Origin of the sequence: Dankookia rubra (assembly GCF_004355005.1) — a bacterium.
In the GTDB taxonomy this organism is placed as follows: domain Bacteria; phylum Pseudomonadota; class Alphaproteobacteria; order Acetobacterales; family Acetobacteraceae; genus Paracraurococcus; species Paracraurococcus ruber_A.
Window position 1 is genome coordinate 13,039 of the sequence record NZ_SMSJ01000009.1, and the last position, 26,209, is coordinate 39,247.

Annotated in this window: 17 protein-coding genes and 1 pseudogene; 12 read left to right on the forward strand and 6 right to left on the reverse strand. The window is 71.7% G+C overall.

Annotated features, from left to right (window positions below; all coding sequences use genetic code 11):
* Positions 1–557: 557 nt before the first annotated feature.
* The 4 genes from E2C06_RS09790 (at position 558) to E2C06_RS09805 (ending at position 11,240) form a co-directional block, all read left to right on the forward strand.
* Positions 558–4,442 carry a PAS domain S-box protein gene (locus E2C06_RS09790; RefSeq protein ID WP_133288420.1) on the forward strand — a complete coding sequence of 1,295 codons (3,885 nt, stop codon included), beginning with the start codon at positions 558–560 and terminating at the stop codon, positions 4,440–4,442.
* Between the two features lie 488 nt (positions 4,443–4,930).
* Entirely contained in the window at positions 4,931–6,001 is a 1,071-nt protein-coding gene (locus E2C06_RS09795) for an HWE histidine kinase domain-containing protein (protein ID WP_133288421.1), read from the forward strand.
* 221 nt (positions 6,002–6,222) lie between these two features.
* The gene (locus tag E2C06_RS40240; protein ID WP_133288422.1) at positions 6,223–6,633 is read left to right on the forward strand and encodes a helix-turn-helix domain-containing protein; all 411 of its coding nucleotides are present in this window, start codon (positions 6,223–6,225) and stop codon (positions 6,631–6,633) included.
* Between the two features lie 44 nt (positions 6,634–6,677).
* Positions 6,678–11,240, forward strand: a complete 4,563-nt coding sequence (locus E2C06_RS09805) for a PAS domain-containing protein (protein ID WP_165982306.1) — start codon at positions 6,678–6,680, stop codon at positions 11,238–11,240.
* A gap of 127 nt (positions 11,241–11,367) precedes the next feature.
* On the opposite strand, the pseudogene E2C06_RS09810 reads toward E2C06_RS09805, so the two are convergent.
* A pseudogene (locus E2C06_RS09810) lies at positions 11,368–12,033 on the reverse strand (DDE-type integrase/transposase/recombinase); the annotation flags it as partial.
* Positions 12,034–12,605: 572 nt separating this feature from the next.
* On the opposite strand from E2C06_RS09810, the gene E2C06_RS09815 reads away from it, so the two are divergent.
* The 7 genes from E2C06_RS09815 to E2C06_RS09845 all read left to right on the forward strand — a co-directional run bounded on the left by E2C06_RS09815 (position 12,606) and on the right by E2C06_RS09845 (position 20,379).
* Positions 12,606–13,568 (forward strand): pirin family protein, encoded by a 963-nt coding sequence (locus E2C06_RS09815; RefSeq protein ID WP_133288425.1) that lies wholly within the window; start codon positions 12,606–12,608, stop codon positions 13,566–13,568.
* Positions 13,569–13,817: 249 nt separating this feature from the next.
* On the forward strand, positions 13,818–14,816 hold the full coding sequence (locus tag E2C06_RS09820; protein ID WP_165982307.1) for an NAD-dependent epimerase/dehydratase family protein: 999 nt from the start codon (positions 13,818–13,820) through the stop codon (positions 14,814–14,816).
* Positions 14,813–16,195 carry an MmgE/PrpD family protein gene (locus E2C06_RS09825; protein ID WP_133288427.1) on the forward strand — a complete coding sequence of 461 codons (1,383 nt, stop codon included), beginning with the start codon at positions 14,813–14,815 and terminating at the stop codon, positions 16,193–16,195. The genes E2C06_RS09820 and E2C06_RS09825 overlap by 4 nt, the downstream gene beginning before the upstream one ends.
* Before the next feature lies 1 nt (position 16,196).
* On the forward strand, positions 16,197–17,153 hold the full coding sequence (locus E2C06_RS09830; RefSeq protein WP_133288428.1) for a Bug family tripartite tricarboxylate transporter substrate binding protein: 957 nt from the start codon (positions 16,197–16,199) through the stop codon (positions 17,151–17,153).
* Positions 17,154–17,184: 31 nt separating this feature from the next.
* Positions 17,185–17,937: a GntR family transcriptional regulator gene (locus E2C06_RS09835; RefSeq protein WP_133288429.1), complete on the forward strand. Its 753-nt coding sequence runs from the start codon at positions 17,185–17,187 to the stop codon at positions 17,935–17,937.
* Positions 17,938–18,025: 88 nt separating this feature from the next.
* Positions 18,026–19,396: an LLM class flavin-dependent oxidoreductase gene (locus tag E2C06_RS09840; RefSeq protein ID WP_133288430.1), complete on the forward strand. Its 1,371-nt coding sequence runs from the start codon at positions 18,026–18,028 to the stop codon at positions 19,394–19,396.
* An 8-nt stretch (positions 19,397–19,404) separates the two neighbouring features.
* The gene (locus E2C06_RS09845; protein ID WP_133288431.1) at positions 19,405–20,379 is read left to right on the forward strand and encodes a Bug family tripartite tricarboxylate transporter substrate binding protein; all 975 of its coding nucleotides are present in this window, start codon (positions 19,405–19,407) and stop codon (positions 20,377–20,379) included.
* On the opposite strand, the gene E2C06_RS09850 is transcribed toward E2C06_RS09845, so the two are convergent.
* Together E2C06_RS09850 and E2C06_RS09855 are read right to left on the reverse strand one after the other, a co-directional pair.
* Positions 20,367–21,404, reverse strand: coding sequence for an amidohydrolase family protein (locus tag E2C06_RS09850; protein WP_133288432.1), 1,038 nt, complete (start codon positions 21,402–21,404; stop codon positions 20,367–20,369). The two genes, E2C06_RS09845 and E2C06_RS09850, sit on opposite strands and share 13 nt — an antisense overlap.
* Positions 21,404–22,339, reverse strand: coding sequence for a fumarylacetoacetate hydrolase family protein (locus E2C06_RS09855; RefSeq protein ID WP_133288433.1), 936 nt, complete (start codon positions 22,337–22,339; stop codon positions 21,404–21,406). Before E2C06_RS09855 ends, E2C06_RS09850 begins: the two co-directional genes overlap by 1 nt.
* A 160-nt stretch (positions 22,340–22,499) precedes the next feature.
* Between E2C06_RS09855 and E2C06_RS09860 the strand changes: the two genes are divergently transcribed.
* A complete protein-coding gene (locus E2C06_RS09860) occupies positions 22,500–23,684 on the forward strand; it encodes a glycosyltransferase (protein WP_165982308.1) in 1,185 nt (394 codons plus the stop codon).
* Here the strand turns inward: E2C06_RS09860 and E2C06_RS09865 are convergent.
* The 3 genes from E2C06_RS09865 to E2C06_RS09875 are packed head-to-tail and all read right to left on the reverse strand — an operon-like array spanning position 23,611 to position 26,152.
* On the reverse strand, positions 23,611–24,219 hold the full coding sequence (locus E2C06_RS09865; RefSeq protein WP_133288435.1) for an SAM-dependent methyltransferase: 609 nt from the start codon (positions 24,217–24,219) through the stop codon (positions 23,611–23,613). The two genes, E2C06_RS09860 and E2C06_RS09865, sit on opposite strands and share 74 nt — an antisense overlap.
* Positions 24,216–25,010 carry a PIG-L deacetylase family protein gene (locus tag E2C06_RS09870; RefSeq protein ID WP_133288436.1) on the reverse strand — a complete coding sequence of 265 codons (795 nt, stop codon included), beginning with the start codon at positions 25,008–25,010 and terminating at the stop codon, positions 24,216–24,218. The genes E2C06_RS09865 and E2C06_RS09870 overlap by 4 nt, the downstream gene beginning before the upstream one ends.
* Positions 25,007–26,152 carry an acyl-CoA dehydrogenase family protein gene (locus E2C06_RS09875; RefSeq protein WP_241671202.1) on the reverse strand — a complete coding sequence of 382 codons (1,146 nt, stop codon included), beginning with the start codon at positions 26,150–26,152 and terminating at the stop codon, positions 25,007–25,009. Before E2C06_RS09875 ends, E2C06_RS09870 begins: the two co-directional genes overlap by 4 nt.
* Positions 26,153–26,209: the final 57 nt, after the last annotated feature.

The following is a 26,209-nucleotide window of genomic DNA, read 5'->3' on the forward strand; positions in this document are numbered from 1 at the left end:
AAGCGAACTCCTTTGCCGCTCGACATGAGGAAAACCCGATCGGACCTGCTATACCCTCCCGGATCCGTGAGATAGTTGGAGACGGCGGTGATGTACTCATATGAAGTACAGTTGGATTTGGCGGCAACGCAAGGCACCGCGCCACGCCGCTTCCATCAAGCCTACCCCGCCGCGGACGGCCGTCGCCTCCTCGCCGCCCGCGCATGCCGGGACCGGGCGCGCGCCGCCGCCGCGCAGCCAGGTGTTCATGGCCGGGCCAGTCGGCCTCAGGCGCGCCGCCTCGGTGAAGCCGTCGTAGCGCGCCGAGCCGAGGGGCCGGGCCGCCTCAGCGGCGGCAGGGGGCAGGCGGTCGATTGTACCGGGCCGGAGGGCAACTCCTGCGAGGGCCGCGCCGCCTTCCGCCACTTCGCGCGGCGGCGGCCACAGGACAGGCCCGAGGCGGGTCGTGCGATGGTCGGCACTGCTCTGCCGATGACGCCTTCACGCGACGCACGGCGCTGAACCTCCCCGCCCCACCTCGACTGTCTGCTCCGATCCAGGAAAGCAGAATCGCCAGCATGTCGGCTTCCGCCAAGGCAACATCGCTGCCGGACTTCGCCTCCATCACCCGTCCCTGGCGCCGCCTCGGGCGCCTCGGCGCGGCCGCCCCTGCCGCGCTCGCGCTCTGCCTGATCCTCCTTGCTCTTGCCGGGGCGCGCATATCACGCGAGGCGACGGAAGCGGACGATCGGGTCGCGCATACGCTGGAGGTGCTGGTCGAGGCGAACGGAGCGCTCTCGGCCGTCCAGGACGCGGAGACCGGCCAGCGCGGCTCCCTGCTCACGCGTGACCCCGACTACCTGCAGCCCTACGAGGCGGGGCGCGTGGCGGCGCTGCACCGGCTGCAACGGGCGCGGCAGCTGACCGCTGGCAACCCCGGGCAGCAAGCGCGGCTTGCGACGCTCGAAGCGGCGGTCACCGGCAAGCTGGCGGAACTGTCCACAACCGTGGAGCTGGCGCGCGGCGGCAATACCGAGGCGGCGCTGGCCGTGGTGCGCACTGGCGAGGGGCAGCAGATCATGCTGCGGATCCGGCGCCTGATCCTCGACCTGCATGAGGAGGAGGAACGCCTCCTGACCGCGCGAAAGGCGCAGGCGGCGGAGGTCGAGCAGCGGCTTTCGTGGCTCCTCTCCCTGGCCGCGGGCGTCGCCTTGGCGACAGCCATCGCTTGTGCCGGCACCGCGCTGGCCGGGATGCGGCTTCTGCGCCGGGTGGAACGGCAGGATGCGGAGCGCGGGGCGGCCGAGGCACTGGCCGAGAGCGAGGCGCGCCTGCGCGACCTGCTCGTCACGCTCGACCTCGGCAATACGGTGGTCCGCGGAGACGACGGCAGGGTCCTGTTCTGGTCGAAGGGCTGTGAGCGGCTATACGGTTGGACGGCGGAGGAGGCGGTCGGCCGCGAGACGGGAGAGCTTCTCCGGTCGAAGTACCCGACCCCGCTTCCCGCAATCCTCGCGGCGCTGCGGTGCGACGGCCATTGGCGCGGCGATCTGCACCACACCGCACGCGACGGGCGTGAATTGGTGGTCGCGGCCGAAATGGTGCAGCGGACAGTGGAGGGCAAGCCGCCGGTCACCCTGATCTCGCTGACCGACGTCGCGGCGCAACGCCGGGCCGAGGCAGATTTGGCGGCGAGCGAGGCGCGCCTGCGCCTCGCGGGCGAGAGCGCCGGGCTGGCCACCTGGGATGCCGACCTTGCGACCGGGACGGCCTCCTGGACAGCCAACCAGTTCGCCATGCTCGACTACGTGCCGGACCGCTCGGGCTGGGCCAGCAATGCCATGTGGCACGACCGCATCCTGCCCGAGGACTGGCCCGCGGTGGAGGCAGCGAACCGGGATGCCCGGCCCGGCATGCATGCCTATCGTGTCAGCTACCGCATCCGGCGCGCCGATGACGGCGCGGAGCGCTGGATCGAGACGGTCGGCCGCTACCTCGACCACGGTCCGGACGGTGCGCCGCGCCGCGCCATCGGCGTCAACCTCGACATCACCGACCGGCGCGCGGCGGAGGCGGCGCTGGCCGAGAGCGAGGCGTTCGGCCGCTCCATTCTCTGCGGTACCTCGGATTGCATGGTGGTGCTCGACGCCGAGGGGCGTGTCGCTTTCATGAACGAGCCCGGGCGATGCCAGAAGGAGCTCGACGACACGGCGCAGGTGCTCGGGCGGCCGGTCGAGGAGCTATGGCCGGAGGAGTCGCGGCGACTGGTGCGTGAAGCCATGACGCGGGCGCGGGACGGTCACACGGCCCGCTACACCGCCTATGGCCCGACTGCGAAGGGCACGCCGAAATGGTGGGACGTCACCATCTCGCGGCTGCACGCGCGGGACGGCGAGCCGCCGCGGCTGCTCTCGGTCGCACGCGACGTCACGGAGCGGCGGAGGTGGGAGCAGGAGGTCGCGCGCTTCAAGGCCTTCAGCGAGCGCTCGGTGGACGCGCACCACATGTTCGACGCCGAGGGACGGGTCGTCTACGCCAACCGGACGTCCTGGGCGCGGCTCGGCTATACGGAAGCGGAGTTCCTCACCTTCAGCGTCGCCGACTTCGATCCGGACTGGCCGGTCGAGCGGTTCCGCGGCATCGTGGCCCAGGCCATGCGGGAATCCGTCGCGCCTTTTGAGGCGCGGCATCGCAGGCGCGACGGCACCAGCCTTCCCGTCGAGGTCAGCGTCACGGCGATCAATGAGGCGGGTGGCCCCTTCCTGCTCGCCATCGTTCGCGACATCTCGGAACGCAAGGCAGCCGAGGCGGCGCTGCGCGAGAGCGAGGCACGCTTCCGCTCGATGGCCGACCACGCGCCGAGCATGGTGTGGGAAACCGACGCTGCGGGCTTCTGCACCTATCTCAGCCAGCCCTGGTGCGAGTTCACCGGCCAGACCGAGGCGGAAGGCTTCGGCTTCGGCTGGCTCGAGATGATTCATCCCGAAGACCGCGACTGCGTGCGGGATGCCTTCCTCGATGCGGCCGCCCGCCGCGGCGGCTACCGGATCGAATGCCGCCTGCGCCGCGCCTCGGACGCCGGCTGGGCCTGGGTGATCGACGCCGCCGCGCCGCGGATCGCCACGGACGGCAGCTATCTCGGCTATGTCGGCTCGGCACTCGACATCACCGACATCGTCGCAGCGCGGCAGGTCCTGACGCGCGAAGCCGAGCAGCTCGACCGTCTGGCCGAGGAGCGCGGCCGGGCGCTGGCCGAGAGCGAACGACGCTTGGCGCAGGCGGCGAAGATGGAGGCGCTCGGGCGGCTCGCGGGCGGCATCGCGCACGACTTCAACAACGTCCTCCAGGCCGTGCACGGCGGCATCGCGATCGCCTCGAAACGCCTGCCGCCCGAGGCTGAGCCGGTGCGGAAGTATCTCAGGCTCGCCTCCGACGCGGCCGGGCGCGGGGCGGCGGTGACCGGCCGCCTGCTCGCCTTCGCCCGGCGCGGCGAGCTGCAGGCCGAGCCGGTCGCTCCCGGGCCGCTGCTCTCGGGGCTGGTCGAATTCCTGCAGCCGGTGATCGGGCCGAACCTGGCGCTGCGGACGGAGGTGGCGCCCGGCCTGCCACCGCTGCTGGCTGACAAGGGGCAGCTCGAGGCGGTGCTGGTCAACCTCGTCAACAACGCGCGCGACGCCATGGCGGGCGGCGGTGGCCTGACCCTCGGGGCCGAGGCCGCGACGGTGCCGGATGCGGCACGCACGCCGCACGGCCTCGCCCCGGGTGTCTACGTCCGTCTGTATGTGGTCGACGAGGGCGAGGGCATCCCGCCCGAGGTGCTGACGCGCATGAGCGAGCCCTTCTTCACCACCAAGCCGAGGGGCCAGGGCACCGGGCTCGGCCTTGCCATGGCACGCGGCTTCGCCGAGCAGTCGGGCGGCGGCCTCTTGATCGAGAGCGCGCCCGGGCGCGGCACCAGCGTCTCAGTCTGGCTACCGCGGGTGCCGGACCGCAGCGGCGGCGGCCTGCTCGTGGACGACAGGAAGAACATTCCCCGCGCGTCGGCACCGCCTGCCGGGGAGCTCACCGTGCTGTTGGCCGAGGACCAGTCCGAGGTTCGGGCGGTGCTCGCTGCGCAGCTCAGGGACCATGGCTATGCCGTTTGGGAGTCCGCGGACGCCGCCGCGGCACTCCTGCTGGTCGAGAGCGGCGTGCGGTTCGATGCCCTCGTCACCGACCTGGCCATGCCGGGGGAGATGGACGGGCTCGACCTGCTCGGCGCGATGCGGGCGCGGCTGCCGCGGCTGCCCGCCGTGCTGGTGACCGGGCATGCAGGCGATGCGCTGCCCGGGCGGCTGGAGCGGGCCGAGCAGGGCGGTCCCTTCGCCTTGTTGCGCAAGCCTGCCGCAGCCGAGATGCTTTTCGATCGGCTCGCCCGCGTGCTGCGGCAGGCGGGACTTCCTGGGCTGAAGGCGGCCAGATGACACGGGTACTCGCCGCGCGGCCGGACATCAGGGCGTGACCAGGCCGCGGCGCAGAACCGGATGCCGCGGCGTTTCCTGCCGCGCGGAGGCAACACCTCGTTCGTTCCGCATCCGCGTCCAATCCGAGGACCGGCCTCGGCGTGTGGGGCCGGCGTGACGGTCCTCTCGGACGGCCCACCTGGACGTCCAGCGCCACCGGCGGACTTCGCCCGGCCCTGGTCCGTTCGCTGACGCAATCAGGCCGGTGCGGCCGTGCTGGCCGAGATAGGGCCGGGACAGGGTAGCGGGGTCACCCTGCGCTTCCCCAGGGCTCCCCGGCCGGCGCGACCGAATGCCGCGGCAACGGCCGGCGCGCCGCCGGTATCCCGGCTTCCCTTCCCTCTCTGGCGCACAACATGTCGGTGGCATCAGAAACCAGGGGTCGGGCTCGGCTTTTGCATGAGCTAAGGCGGATCCTTTGAAAGCAGGCGACGAGCGGTGCAGACAGAATGAGCGGCCAAGCGCCGGAGCAGCGGCAGGCGGGGGGATCTGCGCGCCAGCCGATCGCTGCCGAAGCGATGGACGACAGCCTCGACCTTGACCTGTTCAGGGCAGCCGTCGAGGCTGTCGGAGAAACGATCATCATCACCGGCCCCGAGCTGGACGAGCCCGGCCCGGTCATCGAGTACGTCAACCCGAATTTCACGCGCATGACCGGCTATGCGCGCGACGAGGCAATCGGCCGATCCCCGCGCTTCCTGCAAGGCCTGAAAACGGAACGCGCAGCGTTGGACCGCCTGCGGGCTGCGATGCAGGCCGGCGAGCCGATCCGCGACGAGGCGGTGAACTACCGTAAGGACGGCACGCCCTTCGTGGTGGAGTGGCTGATGACACCGGTGCGGGACGGCACCGGCCGGATCGTGCGGTGGGTATCGGCGCAGCGCGATATCACCGAGCGCAGGCGCGCCGAGGCACGGCAGCGCCGTTTGCTCGACGAGGTCAATCACCGCGTCAACAACACGCTCGCCGTGGTCCAGTCCGTGGCCACGCAGACCCTTCGCGCCACGGTTCCGTCGGGCGCCGTCCGTGCTGCGCTGCTGGGCCGTCTGCTCGCCCTGGCGCGAGCGCATGAACTGCTCGCCCAGAGCTACTGGGCCGGAGCGTCGTTGCCTGTCCTGGTGGAGCGGCAGTTGGCGTTCCACTGTGGCGCGGACCAGCCGAGGGCCAGGTTTTCCGGGCCGGAGGTCAGGCTGGCTCCCGGCGCGGCCGTCGCCCTGGCGATGGCCTTCCACGAGCTCGCCGTCAACGCGTCCTCGCATGGCGCCCTGTCCATGCCTGGCGGCACTGTTTGCATCGATTGGTCCATTCATGTGCAGGATGGCCAGGGCTGGCTTTGCCTGCATTGGACCGAACGGGGCGGGCCGCCGATTTCCGGGCCGCCCATCCACCGCGGTTTCGGCTTGCGGCTCATCGAGCGCGGCCTCGCGCACGAATTGCAGGCCCATACAAGGCTGCTGTTCGAGACCGCGGGCCTGCGTTGCGACATCACCATGCCGCTTACGAAAGTTGTCCGTGAATGAGGGTGCCCCCGCCTGCCCGCCGAATCTTCAATTAAACGGCATCGGCACAATCACTTTATTACGGAGATCCTTGAACCCCTGCTCAGCACGCCTCGCTAGCAATAGAACTCGCCAATAACAGCGGTAATCATTACGCGAAGCGGATGCTGCGTAACTCAGTACACGCGCATCGATGCGAAAAATGGTGGCGCAAAGAAGTATTCTCGTTTACTTGATCTTTCGTGAGAACGGCAGATCGTCTCCCCTTCAAATCGCTACCGCGCGGGGCTGACGCGTCCCGCCTTCAAGCTTGTCCCGATGGGCCAGAGGCCCGCCCACAGGTTCCTTGGCATGGCAAGCGGCTGCTTTCGGCCTTGCCGCGACGCGACCACGCTGCACTCGCCCGAGGCGAGGTCTTGCTCCCCATTCCCCTCGCGCACGAACTCCTGGCCGAAATGCTCGGTGTCCACCGCGCCACCCTGAGCCCGGCGCCGCTCGCCCCGCGGAACGAGCGCCTGGTGCGCATCCGCCACGGCCACGTGCGGGTTCCCGACTTTGCCGCCCTGAAGCAGGCCGCCTGCGGCTACGGCGCCGCCCTGCGCCGGCGCTTCGCCCCGCTGGCGGAGGACGGGGAGCCGAGGGCCACGCAGTGACAGCCACCATGCACCTTGTGCGCCAGCCTGGGCGCGCGGGGCACATGCGCCCCCTCGCGCTCGCCCTGATCTTCGGCATGGCCTATCTTGCCGCTGCGCTGCTCGGCCATGCCCTCACCTTGCGGTCCGTTGAGGTGGCGAGCTTCTGGCCTGCCGCAGGCCTCTATCTTGCGGCGTTGTTGCTGGCTCCGCCGCGCCGCTGGCCCATGTTGATCGCCGCAGCAACGGCGGCGAACCTGGCGTCAGACGTTTTGGTGCTGGGCCGCCCGCCGCTCCTCGTGCTCGGCTTCGCCCTGGCGAACGCCCTCGAGGCGTTGGCAGGCGCCTCCCTCGTTCGCCTGCTGCTGCACGCCCCGCCGCTGCAACCCGGTGCCCGGATGCGGGACACCGTGGTGCTCGGCGCTGCCGCTCTCGCCGCGCCGGTTGCCGGAAGCGTGGTCGGCGCCGGAACGGTCGACGCGCTTCTTGGCGCGCCCTTCGCCACGGTCTGGCCGGTGTGGTGGGCCGCCGATGTCGTCGGCATCCTGGTCGTCTCGCCTCTCGTCCTCGCTGCCGCGGGGGCTTGGCGCCCTTATCGCACCGTTGCGGTGAAAAGTGCGGCCTGGTGGCTGGAGGCTGCCGCGGCCCACGCTGCCGTGCTCGGATCCTGCGTGGCCATATTCTGGCTGACCACCCCCGTGATCCGTCCGCCCTTCCTGACCGTGCCGCCGCTGCTATGGGCGGCGCTCCGCCTCGGGCCGCTCGCGACCGCGTCCACCGCGGCGTTCCTGGCGCTCTGTGCCGCCGGTACCGCCGCGTCCGGGTTCGGCCCTTTCGACCGCATCAACCTCGGCCCGACCGGTCAGGCGGTGCTGCTCCAGCTTTTCGTCGGCGCTGCCGCCGCGACAGCGCAACTCCTCTCGGCAGCAACGACCGAACGTCGCGCCGCGCTGTCACGTCTCACCGCCGCCAATACCGGCCTCGAGGCGGCTGTCGCCGCACGCACGTCGGAACTCGCCGCCTCGGAGGCGCGGCTGCGACTGGCGACCTCGGGCGCGGGCATCGGCACCTTGGAGCTCGATCTGGCGACGGGCCGAGGCCGCTGGTCGCGTGAGGCCGGGGACCTGCTCGGGATCGGGCCGCTCGAGGCGAGCGCGGAAACCTGGGTGGAGGCGCTGCACCCGGACGACCGGGCCGCGGCAGCCGAGGCCTGGCGGCGGGCGGTGGAGGAAGGCGCGCCCTACGAGGCACATTTCCGCTCCGCCATACCCGCCCCGGACGGCGGCGAGCGCTGGCTCATGTCGCGTGCCCTGGTGGAGCGCGACGCGGCGGGCATCCCGCAGCGCGGTCTCGGCGTGCTGATCGACCTGACCCGCCAGCGGCGCGCCGAGCTGGCGCTGGCCAACAGCGAAGCGGTCCTGCGCCTCTCGCAGGAGCACGCGGGGATCGCCAGCTTCACCCTCGACGTCCCGAGCAGGATGCTGCGCTGCGGCCCGGCGGCCTTGCAGCTCTTCGGCTTCCCGCCGGGCAGCGACCGCATGCCGCTGGAGGAGTGGCATTCCGCCATCCACCCGGATGACGCGGACCGGATAGCGAGGCAGCGGGCCGCGGCCTTCGGCAGCCGCGCGCCGAGCGCGCATTTCGAGTACCGCGTGGTCCGGCCCGATACCGGTGCGGTCCTCGACGTGGAGATGCGCGCGCGGTGCGAATACGCCGCCGACGGCACGCCGCTCAGCGTGCTCGGCGTGGCGATCGACGTCACCGAGCGGAAGCGGGCGGAGACGGCCCTGGCCGCGAGCGAGGCGCAACTCCGCACCATCCTGGGGACGGTGCCCGTCGGCCTGATCCTGGCCGAACTGCCCTCCGGCCGCATCGTCAACGCCAACAGCTATGTCGAGCAGATGCTCCGCCGCCCGGTGCTGCGCTCGGCCGATGTCGATGGTTGCGAGGACTGGGTCTCCTTCCACGCCGACGGCAGGCGGGTCGAAAGTCACGAATACCCGCTCGCGCGCATGGCGCTGGCGGATGAGGAGGAACCTTCGATCGAGGTGCACTTCCAGCGCGGCGATGGGACGCGCGCCTGGACGCGGATCCTCGGGCGCCCCATCCGGGACGAGAGGGGCGAGGTGGCCGGAGGCGTCGTCGCGCTGGTCGATGTCGATGCGCAGCGGCGCGCCCGCGATGCGCTCGCCGAGAGCGAGGCGCGACTGCGGCTCGCCCTCGATGCCGCCGGACTCGGCACCTGGGGCTGGGAGGTCGGGCGCGGGACGGAAACCCTGGAGTGGGATGCGCGCTGCAAGGCGCTGTTCGGCCTGCCGACCGCAGCGGTGGTTGGGTACGCCGCCTGGGCTGCGGCATTGCTGCCGGAGGATCGCGTCGCCACCGAGGCCGCCGTGGCGCGCGCCATCGACCCGGCCGAGCCGGACGACGACCTGGTCCGCGACTACCGAGTCGTCCTGCCGGGCGGAGCGGTACGCTGGCTCTCCGTCCATGGGCGTGCCTTTTTCGAGCCCGACCCGGGCGCGCCCGCCAGGCGCCGCGTGCTGCGCATCATCGGCACGATCCACGACGTCACCGAAGCGCGAACCGCCATGGCGCGCCTGGCCGACACCGAGGCGGTGTTGCGCCTGTCGCAGCAGGCGGCCGGTGTCGTCAGCTACGTGCAGGACCTGCCGGACGGAGCCATCCGCACCGCGCCGGGGGCCCTCGCGCGGCTGGGCTTCCCATCCGCCCAGGATGCCATCTCACGCGCCGAATGGATCGCCCTGGTTCACCCCGACGATGCGGCCCGCCTGGTCGCCCAGGTTGCGGCCGACTTGTCCAGCGGCGCGGCGGAGTCCCGCTACGAATACCGCATTGCCCACCCCGTCACCGGCGCCATCATGCACGTCGAACAGCGGACGCTGCGCGAGTGGGGGGCAGGTGAGCAGTTCATACGCGCCTACGGCGTGGCGATCGACGTCACGGCCCGTGTCGCGGCCGAGAGTGCCCTGGCCAGGACCGAGGCCCGGCTGCGCCTGGCCCTCGAGGCGGGCGGCATGGGCTACTGGTCCTGGGATCTCCGCACTGACCAGCTGGAATGGGATGCGCGGCAGTTCAAGCTCTTCGGCCTCGACCCCGCGCGTGGCCAGCCGAGCGGCGAGGACGCGCTCTCGACCGTCCATCCGGACGACCTGCCGAGCCTGACCGCGGCGATCCAGGGCGCCATCGTCTCGGGCGATGGCGCCTTCAGCCACGAGTTCCGCATCGTCCATGCCGGGGGTGTCCGGTGGATCGCGGGCCATGGCCATGCTGTGACGGGACCGGACGGCCAAGCCAGCCGCATGGCGGGCCTGAACATGGACATCACGGCGCGGCGGGAGGCCGAGGCCGTGCTGGCGCGCGAGGCGGAACAACTCGACCATCTGGCCGAGGAGCGCGGCCGCGCCCTGGCCGAGAGCGAGCGGCGACTGGCGCAGGCCGCGCGGATGGAGGCGCTGGGGCGGCTGGCGGGCGGCATCGCGCATGACTTCAACAACGTCCTCCAGGCGGTTCAGGGCGGCATCGCATTGGCCTCGAAGCGCCTGCCCGCGGAAGCCGACGCGGTGCGGCGGTATCTCAGCATCGCCTCCGAGGCAGCCGGGCGCGGAGCGGCGGTCACCGGCCGCCTGCTCTCCTTTGCCCGGCGCGGCGAACTCCGCTCCGAACCGGTGGCGCCTGGCCCCTTGCTCGAGGGACTGGCCGAGTTGCTCGGGTCCGCCCTCGGGCCGAAAGTCATGCTACGGACCGAGGTGCATCCGGACCTTCCCACGCTGCTCGCTGACAAGGCACAGCTTGAGGCGGTGCTGGTCAACCTGGCGAACAACGCCCGCGATGCCATGCCCGACGGCGGCGCACTGACCCTCACGGCCGAGGAGGTGACGGTGCATGATGCCCAACCGCCGCCGCACGGCCTGCAGCCTGGCACCTACCTGCGCCTGTCCGTCGCTGATCGTGGCGAGGGCATGCCGCCCGAGGTGCTGGCGCGGGTGACCGAGCCATTCTTCACCACCAAACCCAGGGGCAAGGGCACCGGCCTCGGCCTGGCCATGGCACGTGGCTTCGCCGAGCAATCCGGTGGCGGATTGTCGATCGAGAGTACGCCGGGCCTTGGCACCACCGTCTCGGTCTGGATGCCGCGCTGGCTGGAGCACGCTGCGGCCAGCTCTGCTATCGACGGCTCGGCCCCCGAACCGGCGCCGCCGCCAAAGGGCGGCATTGCTATCCTGCTGGCCGAGGACAAGGCCGAGGTGCGCGCCGTACTTGTCGGGCACCTGGAGGACCAGGGCTACCAAGTGCGGGCGGCTGAGGACGCCGCCTCGGCTCTCGCCGCCCTCGCCGATGGCTTCCGGCCGGATGCGCTGGTGACCGACTTCAGCATGCCGGGCGTGCTGGACGGGCTCGACCTGCTCGCCGAGGTCAGGACGCAACTGCCGCGCCTGCCCGCCGTGCTGGTCACCGGTCACGCCGGTGAGGTCGCCCATGGTCGGATGGACGAGGCCGAGCGGGGCGGTCCTTTCGCCCTGCTGCGCAAGCCAGCCACGCCCGAGGTGCTGCTTGACCGGCTCGCCCGTGTGCTGCGGCAGAGCGGCACCGGCAGGGCCGCATGATGCGCGGACGAGAATGACGCGCGGGACGTCGACGCAGGCACGCCCTGTTGTCGTTTTCCGTCGTCGGACGATTCTAGCAAGGCGAGGCGTATTTCCCGCAGAGGCTTTGGCTTGGGATGGTTGGAGGTTATGTGGCCTGCTGCTGATGCGGCAAGCGGCGTTGTTGGATGGTCGGCCAGGTGATGCGCGCGTGTTCAGACAGGATGGCCTGGCCGCGGCCGAAGTAGACGTCGGTGGGTGTGCGGTTGCCGAGGCTCTCGTGAGCGCGGCGGTGGTTGTCATGATCGGCAAGAGCTTCGAGCCGCACCTCGAGTTCGCCGGGCAGGTAGGAATGCTCGAGCCGGAGGCGGTTCTGCAGGGTCTTGTGCCAGCGCTCGATCTTACGCTGGGTCTGCGGATAGCAGAGGGCGCCGCGGATGTCCTTCGCCGGCGGGCTGGCCAGCCAGTCGGCCAAGTCTCTGATGATGGTGCTCAGTCCGTTGTCGGACAGCAGCCGCGGCCTGTGGCGCACACGCGCCTGCGCGCAACCTGACGCGGCGAGAGCCAGTTCCAGCGTGTCGGTGACGTCGCGTGGCACCATGGCCGTGCAGAGCTTCCAGGCCATGACGGTGCGGGAGAAGTCGTTCAGCACGCTGGGCAGATAGAAGCCGCCCCAGCCAATGACCTTCAGGTATGCAAAGCCGGTCTGCCAGAGCTGGTGTGGTGCAGTGGTCGTGGTGTGGAACTCGTCGGCCGCATCGACCACGATTAAGACCGGACTGGCGATCAGCGTGTGTGCGCTGAGCAGGCGATGGGCAGCAATGCTGTCCTCACCGCGCAGGCGCTCCAGCATGATCCGGATCTTCTCCTCGGCTGGGTGCTGTTTGTGGGTCGCGCGCCGGATGTCGCTGACCACCGGCTCGGCAGGTGGCCTGAACGCACTGTTACGGTTCAGGCGACAGGAGCGGAGGATTTTGGGCCCACCCTCGATCCGCGGCGGTTACGATGCGTCAGGAATCCGCCGCTCCGCCAGCCGCCGCAACTGACCTGCTGACGGCCGCGGCTCGGCGCCGCTGCAAGACGGGTTACGTCCGCCCAAGCCGTCGGCCGGGCCGACGCCTGGAATTGCGACGCCATCCGTCCGTTGGGGCGCGGCGGCACTGGACCCGAACAGCCGGAGGAAGAAAAAGCCGGCATGGTGATCGCCACGCTGCGTGATAGGGCGGAGATTGTCTCCGCGCCCGGCTGTCCCGATTCTATTCCATGGCATGCCGGCCCCTCCGGCCTGGCGGTTCGACGCCCGCCTGCCCAACTTCGCCCACGGCTGATCCGACCGGCGCCGTCCTGAGGCGTTGAGCCCGTACCTGCCACCAAAGGAGACGACGCATGAGCTGGAATCCCTGCCCCGACCCGACGCTCGGCGACCGCACGAACGTCGACGCGGTCGAGTTGAAGATCGTGCCGCGCGCGGTCGACCTCGGCGAGATGACGGTACGCCGGGCGCTGCCCTCGACCAGCCGGCAGATGGTCGGCCCCTTTATTTTCTTCGACCAGATGGGCCCGGCCGAGTTCCTGACCGACCAGGGCATCGACGTGCGGCCGCACCCGCATATCAACCTCTCGACGCTCACCTATTTGTTCGAGGGCGAGATCCTGCACCGTGACAGCCTGGGCACCGAGAAGGTGATCCAGCCCGGCGCGGTGAACTGGATGCGGGCCGGCCGCGGCATCGTCCATTCCGAGCGCACCGCGGAGGAGCGGAAGCGCCACGGCCAGCGCCTGTTCGGCATCCAGACCTGGATGGCGCTGCCCGCGAGCCAGGAAGAAAGTGATCCCGCCTTCATGCATCACGGCGCCGAGGCGCTGCCGGTGGTCGAGGCCGGCGGCATGCGGGCAAGGCTGATCGCCGGGCGGGCCTTCGGCACGGCCTCGCCGCTCGAGACGGCGTCCGAGACGCTCTATGCCGACGTGCAGCTTGCGGCGGGCGCCCGCCTGCCGGTCGATGCCGGCTACGACGAACGGGCGATCTACATCCTCAGCGGCCGGATAGAGATCGCCGGAGACGCATTCGAGCCCGGGCAGCTCCTGGTCCTCCGGCCGGGGGACGCGATCACGGTGGCGGCGACGGCGGATGCGCGCTTCATGCTGTTCGGCGGCGCCCCGATGGAGGGACCACGCTACATCTGGTGGAACTTCGTCTCTTCCCGCCGCGAACGCATCGAGGCCGCGAAGGAGGAATGGGCGAAGGGCCGCTTCGACACCGTGCCGGGCGACGAGGCCGAGTTCATCCCCCTGCCCAACAAACCCGATGCGCCGCAGCGCGCGACCGGCGGCGTATTCTATCCCTAGCGCGCCTCCGGCCTCAACGCGCTGGAGGACGGGGGCTTCGGGCCTGACCGCAGGGTGGTCCTGGGTTGCGGCCAGGGCGCCTGCCTGACGCTGGAGCTCGCCGCCCGGTCGGGGCTGTCCCGGATGCCCGCCGGTCGCCGCTCCATCATGCATACACGCGTGTGCCGCTGCGTTGACAGACGCGGCCGCGCCATGAAAGCATCCCGGCAACAGGCCGCCGGGCACACCGGGCGGCACGGGGGAACGCAGATGACGCCGACCGTCGCTGGCAAGGCCTACCTCGTCACCGGGGGGGCCAGCCTGATCGGCTCGCATATCGCCGACCAATTGCTGGACCAGGGCGCGTCCGAGGTCCGGCTGCTGGACAACTACGCGCTCGGCACGCCGGAGACTATCGCGCACCTCGCCGGTGACCCGCGCATCCGCCTGGTCCGCGGCGACATCCTTCGGCTGAATGAGCTGATCGACGCGACCGCGGGCAGCGACGGCATCTTTGCCCTCGCCGGCTTCCTCACCCTGCCCTTTTCGCAGAACCCGCCGCTCGGCGTCGCGGTGAACACCACCGGCGTGGCGAACACGCTGGAAGCCGCGCGGATCGCCAAGGCACGCCACGTGGTCTTCGCCTCCTCCGTCGCCGCCTATGGCAATACGGCGGCCGAGGTGCTGGACGAGGATTGCCCCAGCGCCATGGCCAGCGTCTCCCCCGCCGCCGCGGTCTATGGCGTCACCAAGCTGCTCGGCGAGCAACTCGGCCTGCTCTACGCCCAGCGGCATGGCATCGGCTTCAGCGGGATGCGCTTCTCCTCGGTCTACGGCGAACGCCAGCATGCCCGCGCGGTGAACGCCAATTTCATCGCCGAGACACATGACCGCATCCGCCGCGGCGAAAGACCGGTCATCGTTGGCGACGGGCGGGAGGTGCACGACTACATCCATGTCACCGATGTCGCCGCCGGCTGCATCGCGGCCATGCTGCGGGGCCGGGGCGGCCAGGTGCTCAATCTCTGCACCGGCGTTGACACCACCCACACCACCCTGGTGGACACGCTGCTGCAGGTGTGCGGCGCCGCCGGGCTGCAGCCGGAGTACCGCGCCGACACGCGCGCGGTGAAATCGGCCGGCGGCACGCATCTCGGCTTCTCCCCCGCCAAGGCAAGGCACGAGATCGGCTGGGAGGCAGCGGTAGACCTGCGCGCCGGCCTGACCCGTTATATCGCCTGGCGCAATGAGCAAGGGCAGGCGGCATGAACCCGGCCGGCCATGCCACCGACATCGCCGATTTCGCCGCCGGCTTGCGCTACGACTCCATTCCCGAAGCGGTGCGCGAACGCGCCCGCATCCAGATCCTGGATGCCGTCGGCGTCGGCTTCGCCGCCAATGCCTTTCCCTTCGCGGCCAAGGCCATGGCCGGCATCGCGGCGCTGGGCGGCAACGGCGACTGCCGAGTCGTCGGTCGTCCGGAACGCCTGGCCGTGCGGGATGCCGCATTGGCCAACGGCGTGCTGATGCACGGGCTCGACTTCGACGACACCCACCTCGCCAGCATCGTCCATGCCAGCGTCGCCACCCTGCCCTGCGCCCTGGCGCTTGGCGAGGAGCTGGATGCCGACGGCGAGACGCTGATGGCGGCCTATGTGGCGGGGATGGAGGTCGCCATCCGCATCGGCCTGGCCGCCCGCGGCGGCTTCCACCATGCCGGCTTCCACGGCACCGGCGTCATCTCGCATTTCAGCAGCACCGTGGTCGCCGCGCGGCTGCTTGGGCTGGACGCGGCGCAGCTCGTCTCCGCCCAGGGAATCGCCGCCAGCACCGCCTCCGGCGTGCAGGTCTTCCTCGAGGAAGGCGCCTGGACCAAGCGCTTCCACCCGGGCTGGGGAGCGGTGGCCGGCATCACCGCCGCGACCTTGGCGAAGCATGACTTCGTCGGCCCGTCGCGGCCCTATGAAGGCAAGTTCGGCCTGTTCCAATCGCACCTGCAGGCGCACCTGCCGGATGCTGACATGGGGCAGCTCTCGGCCGGGCTCGGCAGCGACTGGAAGCTCGCAGAGACCGCGATCAAGCCCTACCCGGTCTGCCACTTCGCCCATGGCGCGGCGGATGCCGCCATCGGGCTGCATGAGGCCGGGCTGGACGTCGACGCCATCCGCGCCATCCGCATCCTGCTGCCGGCGCCGACCCTGCCCATCGTCGCCGAGCCGGTCGCCGCCAAGGCCCGACCGCAGACCGAGTACGCCGCCAAGTTCAGCGCCCCCTTCATCGTCGCCACCTGCCTGCGGCTCGGCCATTTCGGCCTGGCGGAGCTGCGGCCGGAGGCGATGGCGGATGAGCGCACGCTCGCGCTCTGTGCCCTGACCACCTGCGCGGCGGACCCCGAGACCGGTTACCCCGATTTTTTCTCCGGCGGCGTCGAGCTGGAGCTGCAGGACGGCCGCCGGCTCCGCCACCATGTGCGGGTGAACAGCGGCGCCGGTCAGCGCCAGCTGGACCGCGCCGGCGCGCTGCGGAAATACACCCTGGCGGCCGGGATGCACCTGACGCCGGAGCGCGCCCGCGAGACGGCGGAGGCGGTGCTGGCGATCGACCGGCATCCGGTGCGCAAAACCATGCTTCGGCTGGGAGACCCCTGAGATGACCGCGCGCATTTCCCGCCGCGCCGCCCTGGCGCTGCCCGCGCTGCTTGCCGCGGGCCGCGCCCAGGCCGCCTGGCCGGACCGCCCGATCCGCCTCGTCGTGCCCTTCCCGCCGGGCAGCGGCACCGACATCCTGGCCCGCCTGCTGGCCGAGCCCTTCGGCCGTGCCCTCGGCCAATCCGTGGTGCTGGAGAACCGGCCGGGCGCCAATGGCGTGGTCGGCGCCGAGCTCGTGGCCAAGGCGCCGGCCGACGGCTACACGCTGATGATGATGGGCACCTCGGTCGCCGCCATCAATCCGCATACCCTGCGCCGCCCGCCCTACGATCCGATCCGCGACTTCGCGCCGATCGGCACCATCGCCGAGACGCCCTATGTGCTGGTGGTGCCGCCCGCCGCACCGGGCGAGGATTTCGCCGGCTGGCTGCGCGGCGTGCGCGGCCGCGATCTTAGCCTCGGCTATGGCAATGCCGGCGGGCATATCATGGGCGCGATGCTGGCGGACATGGCCGGGCTGAAGCTGACCCTGGTGCCCTATCGCGGCAGCACGGAGGCGCTGACGGATGTCTCCACCGGGCGGCTCGACGTCACCTTCGCCGATTTCGGCATGGGGATGCAGCAGGCCGAGGCGGGGCGGGTGCGCGCGCTGGCGCAAAGCCTTGGCCATCCCTTCCCGCTTTCTCCCAATGTGCCGCCCATGGCCGGCAGCCTGCCGGGCTTCGATGCCAGCGTCTGGTTTTCCATGGTCACCCAGGCCGCGGTGCCGCCGGCGGTCCTGGCGCAGCTGGAAGCTGCGCTGGGCAGCGTCCTGGCGAACCGCGACTTCGCCGCGAAGCTGACCGGCCATGGCTTGGCGCCGATGCGCATGACCGCCGCCGAGTTCGGGCGTTTCCTCCAGCGGCAACTGGCGCTTTGGGGCGAGCGGGTGAAGCTCGCCCGCATCGAGGCCCAATGACGCCTTGCCCCGATCCCGGCCAAAACCCGGCATGAGCACCGATGACCTGACGGAGGAGGTGGAGGGCCCCGCCTCCCGCGGCCGCAACCAGTGGGCCTATGAGCGGCTCCACGAGGCGATCCGCGAAGGCACGATCGAGCCGGGCCAGCGGATGATGGAGACCGAGATCTCCGCCTGGCTGCGGGTGAGCCGCACCCCGGTGCGGGAGGCGCTGCGGCGGCTGCAGGCGGAAGGACTGTTGGAACACGCGGCCGGCGGCGGCCTCGCCGTCGCGGTCTACGACCTACGGGCCATCGCCGAATTCTACGCCATGCGCGAATCGCTGGAAGGCACCGCGGCGGCCCTCGCCGCGCGCAACGCGGATGCGACCGAGCTCGGCATCCTGCACGCCATCCTGGAGGGGATGCAGGCCCTGCCGGACGACCCGCGCGCCCATGCGCGGGAGAACCAGGCCTTCCACGACCACATCCACCGCTCGGCCCACAATCGCTTCCTGCTGAAGAGCCTGCGCGCGCTGCTGAACTTCGTGCCGCTGCTCGGCCGCACCACCTACGACGCGCCCGGTCGCGTCGCCTCCGCCCTGGCGGAGCACCAGGCGATCGTCGCCGCCATCCTGGCGCGCGACGCCGCACGTGCCGAGGAGGCGGCGCGGCTGCATATCCGCAGCGCGCTGGAGAACCGCATGCTGGTCGTGACGGAGGATGTCCGCGCCGCCTCGCAGCGCCGCTCCGCCCGCCCGTTGCCGACCGGCCCGGCGGACCGCCGGACGCGCGAGACCGGCTAGCCCATTTGGACGCGCCGGCCCCGGGGCCACTTGACTGCACATCCGTGTATACATGATCATGCACAAAAGAGATCCCGGAGGAAGTCCCATGGCCGCCCAGCCGCGCCAGATGACGATGATCGCCTTCCTGCAGGCGCAGAACTGCTCGAACCTGCCGGCCAGCTGGCGCCACCCGGCCTCCGCCACCGACTTCCTGACGCCCGACTACTACCAGCGCATCGGCCGCGTGCTGGAAGATGGCAAGTTCCACATGGCTTTCTTCGACGACCGCCTGGCCATGCCCGACATCTATTCGAACGACTACCGCAACACCGTCGAGAACGGCGTGCGCGCCGTGAAGATGGACCTCGTCTCCATCGTCACGGCCATGGGTTGCGCGACCACGAAGCTCGGCCTCGGCGCGACCTATTCGACGACCTACTACGAACCTTTTCACGTCGCCCGCACCTTCGCCACGCTCGATTTGATGACGCGCGGCCGCTCCGCCTGGAACATCGTCACCTCGCTGAACGACAGCGAGGCGCTGAACATGGGCAAGACCGAGCACCTGGAGCACGACCTGCGCTATGACCGCGCGGAGGAGTTCATGCAGGTGGTCATGGGCCACTGGGGCGCCTGGGACGACGACGCGCTGATCCTCGACAAGGCCAGCGGCCGCTTCGCCGACGGCGGCAAGGTGCACCGGCTGAACCATGAAGGCACCTACTTCAAGTCGCGCGGACCCTTTTCCGTGCCGCGCTCGCCGCAGGGCCATCCGGTGCTGCTGCAGGCCGGGCAGTCCGGCCGCGGCCGGCAGTTCGCCGGGCGCTGGGCGGAGGTGGTCTTCGTCGTCTACCCCTCCCTCGCCGCCGGCCAAAAGCAATATGCCGAGTTGAAGGCGGCCATCGCCGCCGAGGGTCGCGACCCCGACCAGTTGCATGTCGCCCCGGCCTGCTACGTGGTGTGCGGGGAGACGGAGGACATCGCCCGCGAGAAGAAGGCGCTGCTCGACACCCTGCCGAAGCCGATCGACGGGCTGACGCTGCTGTCCGAGGTGCTGAACTACGACCTCGCGCGCAAGCCCTACGAGGAACCGCTGACCGACGACGAGCTTGCCTCGCTCTCCTGGCACGGATTCCGCGACCGCGTCGTCGCGCTGAGCGGCAAGCGCAACCCGAGCGTCGCCGACTTCGTCCACTTCTCCGGCCGCGGCACCATCAAGGAGCACCACGCCTTCGTCGGGACGCCGAAGATGGTGGCCGACCAGATGGAGGAATGGTTCGCGGGTCGTGCCTGCGACGGCTTCGTCATGGCCGCCACCCACATGCCCGGCGCCTACGAGGATTTTGCCCGGCTGGTGGTGCCGGAGCTGCAGCGGCGCGGCCTTTACCAGAAGGATTACCGCGGCAACACGCTGCGCGAGAACCTTGGCCTGCCGAAGCCGAGCGCCGCCGAGGCGCGCCGCCTGGCCGCGCGCTGACCCGGCCGATGCCGACCCGCCGGACCCTGCTGCGCGCCGCGCCCGTCCTGCTGGCCCCGGCAGGCGCGCGGGCGCAGCCGGAATGGCCCACCCGGCCGATCCGCATCCTGGTGCCCTATGGCACCGGAGGTTCGACCGACGTCGCCGCCCGGCTGCTGGCGGACCGGCTGTCGCAGATGCTGCCGCAGCGCGCGGTGGTGGAGAACCGCACCGGGGCCGGCGGCAACCTTGCCGCCGCCGCGGTGGCGAAGGGTCCGGGCGACGGCAGCGTGCTGCTTTTCACCAATGTCGGCCAGGCCGCGGCCAAGGCCCTCTTCCCGAAGCTCGACTACGATCCGGAGACGGAGCTGCGCGCCGTCACCACCGTCACGGAAGGGCCGATGGCGCTGCTGGTGCCGCCGAACAGTCCCTACCGCACCATGCAGGAACTGCTCGATGCCGCGCGCCGCCAGCCCGGCCGGCTGACCTATGGCTCCTCCGGCGGCGGCGGCGCGCTGCAGCTCGTCTCGCTGCAATTCCTCCGCGCCGCGGGCGTGCGGATGACCGAGGTCGCCTATCGCGGCTCCGGCCAAGCGCAGCTCGACCTCGCGGCCGGGTCGCTCGACATGCTGTTCGATTCCGGCATCGCCGGCTTCGCCGCGGTGCGCGCCGACCGGGCCCAGATCCTCGCCGTCTCCAGCGCGCAGCGCAGCACGGTGATGCCCGAGGTGCCGACCGTGGCGGAAGCCGGGCTGCCCGGCGCCACCTTCTCGATCTGGCAGATGCTGATGGCGCCGGCGGCGACACCGGACGCCACCATGGCCCGCATTCATGCCGCGGTGGTCGAGGCGCTGGCCGAGCCTGTGCTGCGGCAGCGCCTGACCGATCTCGGCGCCGAGCGTATCCCCGGCAACCCGCAGGCCGAGGCGCAACGGCACTACCTGGCGGAGGTCGCCCGCTGGGGCGGCCTGCTGCGCAGCGCCGAGCCGACCTACAACCGGTAGACCCGCGCCGCCGTGCCGGCGAAGAGCGCCCGCTTCTCCCCGGCCGAGGCCCCCGCGGCGAGGCGCTTGAAGGCATTCCAGATCGCGCCGTAGCCGATGCCCATCTTCTCCACCGGGAAATTGCTCTCGAACAGGCAGCGGTCGGCACCGAACAGCTCGATGCAGGTAAGGATGAAAGGCTTCCAGTGCTCTGCCAGCTCGGCGGAGCCAGGCGGATCCTCCAGCGCGCCGTAGTCGTAGGCCGCCAGCCGCATCAACATGCCGCCGAGCTTCACCGCGACATTGGGGCAGGCGGCCAGCGCCGCCATTCCCGCCTTCCACTGCGAGAAGACCTCATCCCGCCTGCCCGCATAGGGACCATAGCCCAGCGGCCCGCCGCAATGGCCGAGGATGAAGCTGGTCCCGGGGCAGGCCCGCACCAGGTCCAGCGCCTCCGCCAGCTGGGTGTGGAAGACCCAGAGGTCGAAGGCGAGGCCCATCGCCGTCAGCCGCCGCAGCCCGGCGCGGAAATCCTCCCGCGCCAGCAGGCCGGGAGCCGGGTGGCCGTTGCCGATGATGGGGTCGGCATCCCAGGCGGCGGAATGCCGCACGCCGCGGAAGCGCCCGCCGCCGGCCTGCATATGCGCCTGCAGCACCGGCTCCACCGCATCGCCCAGCGTCAGGTCGGCGAAGCCGACGATGCCGGCGGCGATCCGCGTCGGGCCATAGCCGCCGCTGTCGCTCATCGCGGCGATGCCGGCGACGAATTCGGTCTCGCCGACCGGCCGCATCGCCTCCGGTCCGGCGGCGCGGTACATCGCGTGGCACTGGACGAAGACCGTGGCCTCGATGCGGTGGCCGCAATCGACGTCGGCGAGGAATTCCGGCAGCAGGTAGCGCTGGTCCGGCCGGTGCCACAGGTGGTGGTGCGCATCGATGATCGGCAGCTCGGGCTCCAGCGCCGGCTCCGCCGGGCGCCGGGCCAGCCAAGCGGCATCGGGCGGGAAGATCCGCCCGTAGCGCGTCGGCTGCGGGATGGTCTGCATCACTCGGCCTGCGCGTACTTGCCGCCGGTCTGCGGCGTCGGCGTGTCGAAGCCCTGGCGCTGGCGGTCGAGCCGCGTCTCCCGCTTCCAGGTCCGCTTCAGGTCGTCGCGCACGCCGAAGCGCAGCACGCCGAGCCCCTCGACCTCCAGCTCGATCCGGTCGCCATCCATGAAGGAATTCAGGCCGCGATGGTTGGTGCCGGTGGCCAGGATGTCGCCCGGCTCGAGAGTGTGGATCGAGGTAACCCATTCGATGCAGCAGGCGATCCTGTGCGCCATGTCGCTGGTGCTGAAGTCCTGCATCACCGTGCCGTTGTTGGTCAGCCGTACCCGCAGGTTCTGCGGGTCCCTGATCTCGTCCTTGGTCACCAGGTATGGCCCGATCGGCGCGAAGGTGTCGCGCGACTTCATCTGGAAGAAGCTGTTGCCGGCCGGCTTCAGCCCGCGCGCCGAGCCGTCGATGAAGTTCATGTAGCCGAAGACGTAGTCCATCGCCTCGACCGCCTTCACCTGCTGGGCGCGCTTGCCGATGACCAGCGCCAGCTCCGCCTCGCCCTCGAAGATCGTCGCCGGCACGTCGGGCAGCACCATGGTGTCGCCCGGGCCAATGATGGCGGTCGGCGCCTTGTGGAAGGCGTTGATCGGCGCGGGGGCGGGCAGCGTCCCGTCCTCCATGTAGTTCACCGCCATGCAGACGATGTTGCCGGGCTTCGGCAGCGGCGGGCGGATGCGCAAGCCCTCCAGCGGCATGGCCGGCCCGGCCGCGGCGGCCGCCTCCAGCTTCGGCCGCCAAGTGTCGAAGCGGGCGATCAGCCCGTTGATCAGGTCGTGCGGCCCGGTATGCGGGATGTCGCGCAGCACAGCGGAGACATCGACCGCGGCATGCTCGCCGCGCAGCACGCAGAGCCGGAAATCCTGGACGAAGAGCAGCTTCATGGCGTTTCCCCCGGGGCGCCCTGGCGGCGCCGGCTTTCCCTGGAACGGATTGGGCACGCATCCGGCATCGGCGGCAACCACCCGAACCGGGAACGGCAACGCCTTTCGCTCGTTTCTCCCGCGACCCATGCATCCCTCCCCGCACGAACCTCCCCCGCGGGTGGCTCCGCAAGGCCCCCGCCCTCCCCGCCTGCGTGCGGTCATCGCCATCCCGGCCCGGGATGAGGCGGCGCGGCTGCCCGACTGCCTGTCCGCCCTCGCCCGGCAGCAGGATTCCGGCGGCCTCGCCGTCCTGGTGCTGGCGAACAACTGCCGCGACGACACCGCTGCCGTCGCCCGTGCCCTGGCCCCCGGCCTGCCCTTCCGGCTCGAGGTGCGGGAGGCCACGCTCGACTCCTCCCTGTCGCATGCCGGCGGCGCCCGCCGCGCGGCGATGGAGGCGGCGGCGGACCTGCTGGCGGCGGAGGCCGACCCGCGCCGCGCCGTGCTGCTCAGCACGGATGCCGATGGCAGGGCCGAGCCGGGCTGGCTGGACGCCAATCTCGCCGCGCTGGCCGCAGGCGCCGATGCCGTTGCCGGCGCCATAGCAGCCGACCCGGCGGAGGCGGCGCTGCTGCCCCCGGCGCTGCGCCGGCAGGAAGCGCAGGAGGCGCATTATGCCGCGCTGCTGGACGAGATGGCGGCACTGGTGGATCCCGACCCGCACGACCCCTGGCCACGCCATGCGGCGCATTCCGGCGCCTCCATTGCCCTGACGCTCGCGGCCTATCGCCGCGTCGGCGGCCCGCCCGCGGTGCCGGTCGGCGAGGACCGGGCGCTGTTCGAGGCGCTGATCCGCGCGGACATGCGGGTGCGGCACTGCCCGGCGGCGCGCGTCGTCGTCTCCTGCCGGCTGGACGGGCGGGCGGCGGGCGGCATGGCGGATACGCTGCGGCGCCGCCTTGCCGAAGCCGGGGCGGCGCCGCTCGATGCAAGCCTGGAGCCGGCGTTAAACGCGCTGCTGCGGCTGCGCTGCCGCCGCGCCCTGCGCCGGCTGCGGGCCGGTCAGCCACGCCTGGGTGACCCGGTGCGGCTGGCGCTCGCGCTCGGTATGGCGCCGTCGACGTTGGCGGAGATCGTCCGGCTGCCGCGCTTCTGGTCGGCCTGGGAGGGATTGCAGGCCCGCGCCCTGCCGCTGCGCCACCGGCGGCCGTTGCGGGCCTCTGCGGTCGGCGTGGAGATCGACCGCGCCACCGCCCTCCTCGGTGGACTGCGCGGCGCCCGGGCGCTGGTCAGCCCGCGGCGGCTGCCGGAAGGGCGTGCAGCCGGTCCAGCCGGTAGCGATCGGCGCGCGACTGCTGCGTAGGCCTAGCGAAGGGCGCCGATGCCCGCAGGAAGGTCTCCGTCGCGGCGTCGCCGGAAAGCGGATAGTCGGTCGCCCCGGTCCAGTGCACCAGCAGCACCTCTCCACCCCTTGCCAGGGAAGCCCGCACCCGCGCGGCGAGCCGGCCGACATCGGCAGCATCCAGGTAGTAGACGACTTCCGAGAGCAGAATGAGGTCGAAGGGGTCCGCCGCCGCCGGCCAGTCCTGCGGCACGCGCATCTGCCCGAAGGCGACCTGCGGCAGCCCGACGCAGCGCGCGCGGGCGGCATCCAACGGCGCCGCGGCGGCATCGAGCGCCAGCAGGCTGCCGCAGCGCGGCGCCAGGTCGCGGGTCAGCACGCCGATAGAGCAGCCGACCTCCAGCGCCCGGCCATAGTGCGGCCGGGCCAGCGCGGCGAGGGTCGCGTCGTACTTCGCCCGTTCGTAGGCGCTGTCGGCGAAGCCCCAGGGGTCGGGGTCGCGGGCGTAGATCGCCTCGAAATAATCGGGCGTCAGGGAATTCGTCGGGCGGGTCATCCCGCCTCCGCCTCCAGGAACAGCTCGAAGGGGCGGAAGGCCAGGGCCAGGGCGGCCTCGGGCAGGCGGAAGCCGCCCGGGTCGTCCTCGATCAATCCCGAGACCTGCGAGGCATGCGCCATGACCGCGCGCCGCTTGGCCGCCAGGTGGCGCGCGACGTCCAGCCGCAGGCCGCGCGGCGGCATCGGCAGCAGCGGCTCGGGCGGCAGCGGGAAGCCGGGGATGGGATGCGCGAAGGCCAGGCCCCAGACCGGATAGGCGAAGAGCCGCGTCTCCGGCGGCCAGGTGGGCAGCGCCGCCGCGGCGATGGCGAAACTGGCGGTGTGGTCGCGATGCGGGTCGTGCCGCCAGGGCGCGAAGACGCAGCCGGGGACCGGGCCGGCCGCACGGCGCAGGGCCGCGACCGCGGCATCGAAGGCGGTCCCCGCCATCGGCACCGCGGTGTCCGACAGGCCGAGGAAGCCGATGTCACGCGCCGGGTCCAGCCCAAGTTCGGCAACCGCCGCCCGCGCCTCAGCCTGGCGTTGCGCCACCAGCCGGTCGCGCGGCCAGGCGCGCGACCGGGGATGCGAGCCGGCGCCGTCGCTGACCACTACGACCCGCGCCGGCCGCCCCGCCGCGGCGCAGGCCGCCAGCAGCCCGCCGCAGCCGAGGCTTTCGTCGTCCGGATGCGGCGCCACCACCAGCGCGCCGCCGTCAGGCCCGAGCAGCGCAACGACATCGTCCACCAGCGGCAGGTCGCGCTCCGCCGCTCGCAGCCAGGTGCCGGCCGGGACGCCCGCCTCGCTCATGGCCTGTCCCACAGGTCGCCGACCGCGGGAACGGCCGCCAGGATATCGGCGGCGGCCACGCCGAGCGCCCGGTCCGGGGCCGGCTGGCGCAGATAGGTGGCGAGGTCGCGGCAGAGCCGTTCCAAGGGGTTCGGCCGCAGGAAGGCGGTCAGGCCGACCGAGCGCTGCGCCAGTTCCAGCACGTCGAGCGCCGCCCGCTCCACCGCCGTCCGGGCAAGGTTGGCATAGGTCGCGGCCTCGGCGGCGGCGGGCTCGGCCTCGGCCCGCAGGGCGGCGGAATGGACCCAGAGCCGCGCCGTCTCCGCCGCGAGCGCCGCCTGGCCGAGCCTCGCCGCCTGATGCGGATCGCCGCCGCGGTTGGTGCGACGGAGATGCTCGCGCAGCGCGCCCAGCACCGCTTCCAGCCCGCCGCACTGGACGGCGGCGAAGCGCCAGGCGCCGGCGGAGAAGTCCGGCTGCCGCAGGTAGTCACCAGGGCTGCCGATCGCCATGCCGTCCTGGAGAGCGAGGCCGGTGAAGTCGACCGCCCCGGTCGCCGAGGCACGCATGCCCTGGGCGGTCCAGCCGGAGATGTCGGCGCGCTCGCCCGGCACGAGCGGCACCAGCAGCATCTGTGGCGGCGCCTCGGGCGTTGCTTCCGGCCGGGCGGTGACCAGCGCCCGCGCCGCGAAGCCGGCGCCGGAGCAGAGCACCTTGCGCCCGGCCAACCGGCCGTCCGGGCGGATCGCCAGCGGCGGCTCGCCAGGCGCATCGGTATTCCAGACGCCAAACAGCAGCCCCGCCGCGGCGTCTCGCGCCGCCGCTGCGACCTGCGCGGCGCTGCCGTGCCGCTGCACCAGGCGCAGCGCGTTCACGTGGCCCTCATACAACCGGCCGAGCGGCAGGCTGGCCCGGCCGACCAGGCGCAGCGCCTGGGCCAGTGGCGCCGCGCCTTCGGCCTCAATCCCCCAGCCGGCGCCGCCCAGCGCCCGAGCCAGCGGCGCGCGCAGCAGCCCAGCCGCATCCAGCGCGGCGACCGAGCCAGCGGGGAAGGCTCCATCGACATCCTCGGTGGCTGCCGCCTCGGCGATGCCGGGCAGCCGCAGGCGCAAGGCAGCCAGGAGGTCGGGCATGGCGGCGCCGAGCGCAGCCTGGCGGGTCACGAAAATGGCTATGGTCCTCTGGCAGGCCGGCGCGGCATGCGCGGCTGAGGATGGAAC